This is a genomic window from Saccharothrix sp. NBAS 001 (assembly GCF_056640475.1).
In genome coordinates, this window is the sequence record NZ_CM153251.1 from 9,032,301 (window position 1) to 9,040,000 (window position 7,700).

The window sequence follows — 7,700 nt, forward strand, 5'->3', positions numbered from 1 at the left end:
TGCCCGGTCGACGTGGGTGCCGGCAGGACCGACGTCGGGGTGGACTGGGCATTGACGAGTTCTCCCGGGTAGAAGGTGGTGGGGTGGTTCGCGCGGATTCGATATCTCACCGAGTAACGGGAACAGTGTTTCCGTACGTTTTCGGGGGTTTTTGACGATTGATCACCCGATTTGGGGGTGTGTGGCGTGGCCGGCGGGGGTGCTGGGAGCGGGAGTGGTCGGTGATCTGGTGGGCAGGAGGAGGGACAGGGCGGCTCCGGCGGCGCAGATGACGGCGGTGATCAGGAAGATCTCGTGGTACTCCGTCAGGAGAGCGTCGGTGAGCGCCTGTTGGTACTGCTCCACCTGACGTTTGAACTCCTCCTCGGGCACGCCGAACGGGAGCGGGGTGTTCAGCTCCGCTGTCAGCTCACGGAAGCGGTGCAGGCCCCAGGCCGACAGGGCCGCGACGCCCACCAGCATTCCGGTCATCCTCGCCACCACGACCGCCGCCGACGCGACGCCGTGCTGGACCGCCGGCACCACGCGCAGCACCGCCGCCGACACCGGGGCGATCACCAGGCCCAGGCCGAACCCCGCCACCACCAGGTCGCGGTCGAGCGTGAACGGGGACACGTCGGCCGGCCAGCGCGAGATCAGCACGTACGCGACCCCGGCCAGCGCCATCCCCACCACCGACACCCACCGGTCGCCCACGCGGGCGGCCAGCCAACCGCCGAGCAACGCCCCGACCGGCAGCGCGATCAGGAACCTGGCCAGCAGCGCCACGGCCGCCGCCGAATCCAGCCGCAGCACCGTCTGCGCGAACAGCTCCACGTCCACCAGCGTCACCATCAACGCCGCCCCGGCCGCCAGCGACACCCCCAGCGACGCCAGGAACGGCCGCATCGCCACCCCGGCCGGATCCAGCAGCCGCACCGACGACCGCTTCTCCCACCACACGAACCCGGCGAACACGACCACCGCGCCGCCGAGCGCCGGCCACCCCCACGGCGGCAGGACGGCGTGCTCCGGGTCCGGGTTGTACAGGCCCACGACGAGCAGCCCCAGCGACAGCGCCAGCAGCGCGCCGCCGACGAAGTCGATCCGCACCGGTCTGCCCGACCCGCCGGGCACGGTGCGCTGCACGATCAGCATCGCGACCGCCGCCAATGGCAGGTTCACCCAGAACACCCACCGCCAGCTCTGCGGCTCCAGCGACTCGAACACCGACCACGCGTTGAACAGCGACGCCACCCCGACGCCGTACAGCGTCCCGAGCACGCTGCCCAGCTCTTGCGCCGCGCCGACCACACCCAGCGCCCCGGCCCGCCGCCGCTCTTCCCACAGGTCGCCGACCAGCGCCATCGTCACCGGCAGCAGCGCGCCACCGGCCAACCCCTGCACGACCCGGCCCGCGACCAGCAGCGGCAGGTCGCCCGCGAGCGCGGTGACCGCCGAGCCGACGGCGAACCCGGCCAGGCACAGGTGCAGCACGACCCGCCGGCCGAACCGGTCCGACAGCTGGCCGAGCAGCGGCATCCCGGCCACGTAGCCCAGCAGGTAGCCGGTCACCACGGGGGTCGCGCGCTCCAGGTGGTTCACCGGGATGCCCAGGTCGCGCACCATGTCGACCAGGACGCCGACCACCACGTACGCGTCCAGCGCGCCCAGCAGGACGGCGAGCGCCCCGGCGCCGATCGCCAGCCGTCGCGAACTCACGTCGGCGGGGCGACGGTGAACGTCTTGTTCAGGTCGGTCAGCGCGATGGTCACCTTCGCGCCGCCGGACAGCTCGAACACGGCGTTGGTCAGCTTGTCGTCCTTGAGCGTGAACGTCGACTTCACGTCGCCGCCGATGCCCGGCACCAGGGCCGCCACCAGGTCCTTCGGCACGGTCGCCTCGACCACCTGGCCGTCGCTGCCGGAGCTGACCGTCTTCGCGTCCTTTGCGCCGGCGAGCACCTTCGCCACGCCCTTGTCCGGGTCGAGGATGGCGGTCGGGTCGTAGACCTGGCCGGCCAGCGCGGCGGGCAGCTTGGAGAACCCGCCGGTCGGGCCCTTGAAGTACAGGTCGCGGCCGACCAGGACGTACTCCACCTCCAGGAGCTGGCCGAACTGCTCGACCTTGGCGCGGCCCTTCGACTCGCCCTTCGCGTTCAGGTCGCCTTCGGCGTCCTTCACGCTCACGTCGGGCAGTTCGCCGTCGACCTTGATGGTGAAGTGCGTGCTGCTCACCGAGCGCATGGCGGCGGCCGACTTGCCCACCAGGTCGGACCCGGAGGGCAGGTCGCCGGACGACGAGCACCCGGCCAGCAGCAGTGCGAGCGCGCCTACCAGGACGCGGCGACGGGACATGCGCAGAATCGTAGGTCCACCGACCTGAGAACTCTCTCAAATCGGGGGTCCTGCCACGTGACCTGCGGGTTGTCCGATCCGCGCGGTGGGCCGCGGTGGTTTCCCGCGAGTCGGCAACGCGCCCGCAACCGGCTTTACCTAGGCTTCGTGCCATGAACCGCCAGCAGGAGTTCGTGCTCCGCACCCTTGAGGAACGGGACATCCGGTTCGTCCGGCTCTGGTTCACCGACGTGCTGGGCTTCCTGAAGTCCGTCGCGGTGGCGCCGGCCGAACTCGAAGGCGCCTTCAGCGAGGGCATCGGCTTCGACGGCTCGGCCATCGAGGGCTTCGCGCGGGTCTACGAGTCGGACATGGTGGCCAAGCCCGACCCGTCGACGTTCCAGGTGTTGCCGTGGCAGACGCCGGACAAGGCGAACTACTCGGCGCGGATGTTCTGCGACATCGCGATGCCGGACGGCTCGCCGTCGTGGGCCGACCCGAGGCACGTCCTGCGGCGCACCCTGGCCAAGGCCAGCGAGGCCGGGTTCACCTGCTACGTCCACCCGGAGATGGAGTTCTTCCTGCTGAAGAACCTCCCGGACGACGGCAGCGAGCCGATCCCGGCGGACAACGGCGGCTTCTTCGACCAGACCAGCCACGAGACGGCCACGCACTTCCGACGGCACGCCATCGAGGCGCTGGAGGCGATGGGCATCTCGGTGGAGTTCAGCCACCACGAGGGCGCGCCCGGCCAGCAGGAGATCGACCTGCGCTACGCCGACGCGCTGACCATGGCGGACAACGTCATGACCTTCCGGTACGTGGTGCGCGAGGTCGCGATCACGCAGGGCGTGCGGGCCAGTTTCATGCCCAAGCCGTTCTCCGACCAGCCCGGCTCCGGGATGCACACGCACGTCAGCCTGTTCGAAGGCGACCGCAACGCGTTCTACGACGCCGAGGACCCCTACCAGCTGTCGGAGACCGGTAAGGCGTTCGTCGCGGGCCTGCTCAAGCACGCCCGTGAGATCTCCGGTGTCACGAACCAGTGGGTCAACTCCTACAAGCGGCTCATCGTCGGCGGCGAAGCGCCCACGGCCGTGTGCTGGGGTCACGCGAACCGCTCCGCGCTGGTGCGCGTCCCGATGTACTCGCCGGGCAAGTCGTCGTCCCGCCGGGTGGAGATCCGCTCGCTGGACTCGGCGTGCAACCCGTACCTCGCCTACGCGGTGATCCTCGCCGCCGGCCTCAAGGGCGTGGAGAAGGGCTACGAGCTGCCGCCACCCGCCGAGGACGACGTGTGGTCGCTCACCGACCGCGAGCGCCGGGCGGCGGGCTACGACAACCTGCCGCAGAACCTGGGAGAGGCGCTGGCCGAGATGGAGAACTCCGAACTGCTGCCCGAAGCGCTGGGCGAGCACGTCTACGACTTCTTCCTCCGCAACAAGCGCACGGAGTGGGACGCGTACCGGCGCAGCGTCACGCCTTACGAGCTTCGTACGCTGCTGCCGGTCCTGTGAAGGAAAAACCCGTGCGGGTGGTCCACACCGGGCATTCGGAGAAGCTAGGTTTGCAGACCGTGACCGAGGTGCCCGCGAGTTCGGAAGCCCGCCCCACCCTGATCGCGTGCACGGTGGCCACCGCCGCCGAACTGCCCGCGGTGAAGGTGCTGTCGGGATCCTTCCTGGCCAACCACCCCGAGGCGCGGTTCGTCGCGCTCATCGTGGACGCCCTGCCGGAGCACTCCGGCCCCGGCCTGGTGACGCCCGCCGACCTCGGGGTGCGCCCCGCGGAGCTGGCCGAGCTGGCGACCGGCTGCACCGCGCGCCAGCTGTGCGGGCTGCTCCGGCCGAGACTGCTGGAGCAGCTGCTCGGCCAGCGCATCCCGGTGCTCTACCTCGACCCGTGGGTGCAGGTGCTGGCCCCGGTGTCCGACCGGGTGCTCGACGCCGTCGAACGCGGTCCGCTGGTGCTGCTGCCGCGCGCGCTGCGCCCGCTGCCGGACGACGGCCTGCGCCCGACGCCGACCGAACTGCTGGAAACCGGCGTGTTCGATCCCGGATTCCTGGTGGTCGCGCCCGGTGCCGAACCGTTCCTGCGCTCCTTGGAGGAGCAGCTGCGGCGCACGCCGGATGCGACCAAGGCCGTGCTCGACATGGCACCCGCGCTGGTCAGCCTGGACGTGCTGCGCGACGCCACGATCGGCCTGTCGGCGTGGAACGCGAGCCAACGCGACCTGCACCGCCTGGACGACGGCACGTTGACCGTGCTCGGCGAACCGCTGCGCACGGTCCACTTCGAGGGCTACGACCCGGGCCGGCCGTGGCTGCTGTCGGCGGTGTTCGCCGACCGGCCGCGCGTGCTGCTGTCCGAACACCCCGACCTCGCCGACCTGTGCACGGCCTACCGCGGCGAACTCGTGCGGCGCGGCTACACGCCCGTCCCGGTGCGCTACGGCTTCGGCCAGCTCCCCGACGGCACGCCGATCCCGGACGAGCTGCGCGCCGACTACCGCGAGGCCGCGCGCGCCAACCCCGGCTCGGTGTTCGACCCGGCCCACTTCACCCACGAGAAGCCGGCCGAAGGCCAGGTCAACGGGGCTGCGGTCACGCTGCCCCACCCGCCCGCCGCGTTCGGCGCGGACGGCGGTGCCGGGTTCCTCGCGTGGGCCTGCGCGCCCGCGCCAGACCTGCCGGGCAGCACCCGCTGGGCCGCCGCGCTGTGGCGTGGTGACCAGGCGCTGCGCACCCAGTTCCCGGAGCCGTTCGGCGCGGACGCCGCCGCGTTCCGCGACTGGTGCGCCGGTCCGGGCGTCGCGACCGGCCGGCTGCCGGTGCCCGCCGTGCCCAGCACGCGCGCCGACACGCCGGTCCTGCTCGACCAGCTCGGCGTGTCCGTCATCGGCTCCGGCCCGGTCGCCGACCTGCTCCAGGCCGCCGCGCGCGCGTCCGGACTGCCCATGTCGACCACCGTCGGCTACCCGGTCGTGGTGCGCGTCGACCGCGCCGTGCCGGTGCCCCCCGGGCGGTTCGTCGTCGACTACCGCCTGGACGAGGGGCCCGCGCCGGACGCCAACGAACTGTGGGTGCCCTCCGAGGCGACCCGTGCCGCCGTGGAGCGCACCGGCGGGCCTGCGGTCCGGGTCCTGCCGCTGCCCGTGCCCGAGCACGACGCCTACGAACCCGACGACCACGAAGGGGCGGTCTTCGGGGCGCTCGCCGACCACGCCGTCGACCGCGAGGGCAACGTCATCGGCGCTGTCTCGGCGTTCCTCGGCGCGTTCACCGACCGCGCGGACGTCACCCTGCGGATCGCCGTGACCGGCGCGGACGCCCACCCCGAAGCCGCCGAGCGGCTCCGCCTGGCCACCGCCACCGACCCGCGCATCGAACTGGTCGCCGACCTCGGCCCGGTCGACTGCCTGATCTCGCTGCACCGCGGTCGGGGCGACCGGATCACCTCGGCGCTCGCCGCGCACGCCGCGCGGGGCATCCCGATCCTCACCCCCGACCAGGGGCCGGTCACCGAGCTGTTCGACAAGCAGTCCGTCGTGTACGTGCCGTGCCGGCAAGGGTCCGAACCGGACGTGCAGGCCGCCGTCAAACTGCTGCGCGCGCTCGCGGACGACCTGCCCACAGCGCGCGCCATCGGCGTGAAGGGCCGCGAACGCCTGGAAAGCCGCACGGTCGCCCGAATCGGCGACATCATGCGTGAACGCGTCGAACACGCCTATCGCGCGTGGCGCGCGCGCCGTGCCGCAGCGAACCCGAGCCCCGCCGTGGACCCGATGAAGGCGCTGCACTCCGCGAAGCACGCCCTGCTGCGGCAGCCCGACGTCGGCGTGGCCAGCCGCACCCCCATGGCACCGCAGCTGCGCAAGATGGTGCTGCGCGTCCTGGACCACCACGACAACCACATGCGCGACGTGCTGGCGTCCCTTGTGGACGGTGTCGAACGGACGGTCTCCGAACTCGTGCGCCGACAGGACGAGCTGTCCACCGGCATCGGACTCGGCGAACTGGAGATGTTGCGGTCCGAGATCGAACTGCACCTCGAACGCCAGGGACAGCTGTCCGACCAGGTGATCGGCCTGGACGACGGCGTCGTGCGGGTGCGTGCCGACATGGCCGGGCAAGGCAGGCGGCTGCGCGAGATCGAGGACGCCGTGGTCGCCGAAGCCGGCAAACGCGCCAAGACCGGCGACGCGCTCGCCCAGCGCATCGACAAGCTCGCCGTCGCGTTGGAACGGACGCTCGACCGCATCGACAGCCTGGAGTCCAAGGTCGTCGAGGTGCTGCGGGAACGTGACACCCGGCTCGACTACGGGATGCGCGCCGCCAACCAGGCGCAGCAGACGGCGGACGCGCTGCGGCGCGTGGTGGTGCGTGAACACGAACGGCACGGCGAGACCGTGCCCGATGTGCGCAGCTCCCTCGTGTTGACCGAGGTGGGGCTGCTGCGGCTGCCGTCCGACGACGCGTTCATGCTGCCGATGCTCTCCAGCAACGGCGTGTGGGAATCGGACCTGTCCGAACTCATCGACTCCGTGGTGGAACCCGACGGGATCTTCCTCGACGTCGGCGCGTACGTGGGCTACCAGACCGTGCGCATGTTGAGCCGGTTCGGCACAGCGGGTGCCGTGGTCGCCGTGGAGCCGTGTACGTCCGCGCGGGAACTCCTGCGCCACAACGTCGAGGTCAACCTGCCTGAACGCATCGCCGACCGGCTCGTCGTCGTGGACGCCGCCGCGTGGGAGAGCGTCGGCGAACTGGCCACGCAGCCCGCGCTCACCGGCGGCGTGTCCGTCGCACCGCTGCCGGCCGACGCGCCCGAGGGCACGCCGAAGGTGCGTGCGGCCCGGCTCGACAAGGAGCTGGAAGCCGTACCGGCACTGCACGGCATGAAGCTGTCCGTCGTGCGCGTGGACGCACCAGGCCGGGGGCACCGCGCGTTGGCCGGGCTCGTGCGCTTGTTGCGCCGCGACCGCCCGCACGTGTTCCTGGAGTTCTCCGCGTCCGCGACGGAGGGATTCGGCGACGATCCGGTCACGGTCTTGAAGGAGTTCCGGATCTGGGGCTACGACCTGGTGCCGGTGGCGACCCGCGAAGCGGCCTCGCCGGAGCAGATCGTCGCCGCGATGGAGGGGATGCGGACCATCTCGCTGTGGCTGCGACCCCGCCCGATCCAGGCTCCGACGCCCGGCCCGCAGGTCGCCGTGCCGCTCCGGCAGCCCGCTGACCAGGCGATTTGACTTCTGATCAGGTCATGAGTAACTTTTGCCGAGTCGCCAGGCAGGACCTCGGAACGAGCGGTTGACACCGCGAATCGGGCCGGGTAGAGTACTGCGGCGTCACTCCCGGAAGCGAATAAGCGGTCTAAGCGGCTGCC

4 protein-coding genes are annotated in these 7,700 nt (G+C 71.5%); 2 read left to right on the forward strand and 2 right to left on the reverse strand.

The annotated features are described in order from the left end of the window. Window positions 1-162 precede the first annotated feature (162 nt). Window positions 163-1,701: an MFS transporter gene (locus tag AC0HI0_RS40470; protein ID WP_480928746.1), complete on the reverse strand. Its 1,539-nt coding sequence runs from the start codon at window positions 1,699-1,701 to the stop codon at window positions 163-165. Next, on the reverse strand, window positions 1,698-2,336 hold the full coding sequence (locus AC0HI0_RS40475) for an LppX_LprAFG lipoprotein (protein ID WP_480928747.1): 639 nt from the start codon (window positions 2,334-2,336) through the stop codon (window positions 1,698-1,700). The genes AC0HI0_RS40470 and AC0HI0_RS40475 overlap by 4 nt, the downstream gene beginning before the upstream one ends. Window positions 2,337-2,488: 152 nt before the next feature. On the opposite strand from AC0HI0_RS40475, the gene AC0HI0_RS40480 reads away from it, so the two are divergent. Continuing rightward, entirely contained in the window at window positions 2,489-3,832 is a 1,344-nt protein-coding gene (locus AC0HI0_RS40480) for a glutamine synthetase family protein (RefSeq protein ID WP_480928748.1), read from the forward strand. Between the two features lie 59 nt (window positions 3,833-3,891). Further along, window positions 3,892-7,563: an FkbM family methyltransferase gene (locus AC0HI0_RS40485; protein WP_480928749.1), complete on the forward strand. Its 3,672-nt coding sequence runs from the start codon at window positions 3,892-3,894 to the stop codon at window positions 7,561-7,563. Window positions 7,564-7,700: the final 137 nt, after the last annotated feature.

Bases quoted from the DNA above. Each gene is read 5' to 3' on its own strand.
- AC0HI0_RS40475 (WP_480928747.1), bottom strand. From the start codon at position 2,336: ATGTCCCGTCGCCGCGTCCTGGTAGGCGCGCTCGCACTGCTGCTGGCC.
- AC0HI0_RS40480 (WP_480928748.1), top strand. From the start codon at position 2,489: ATGAACCGCCAGCAGGAGTTCGTGCTCCGCACCCTTGAGGAACGGGAC.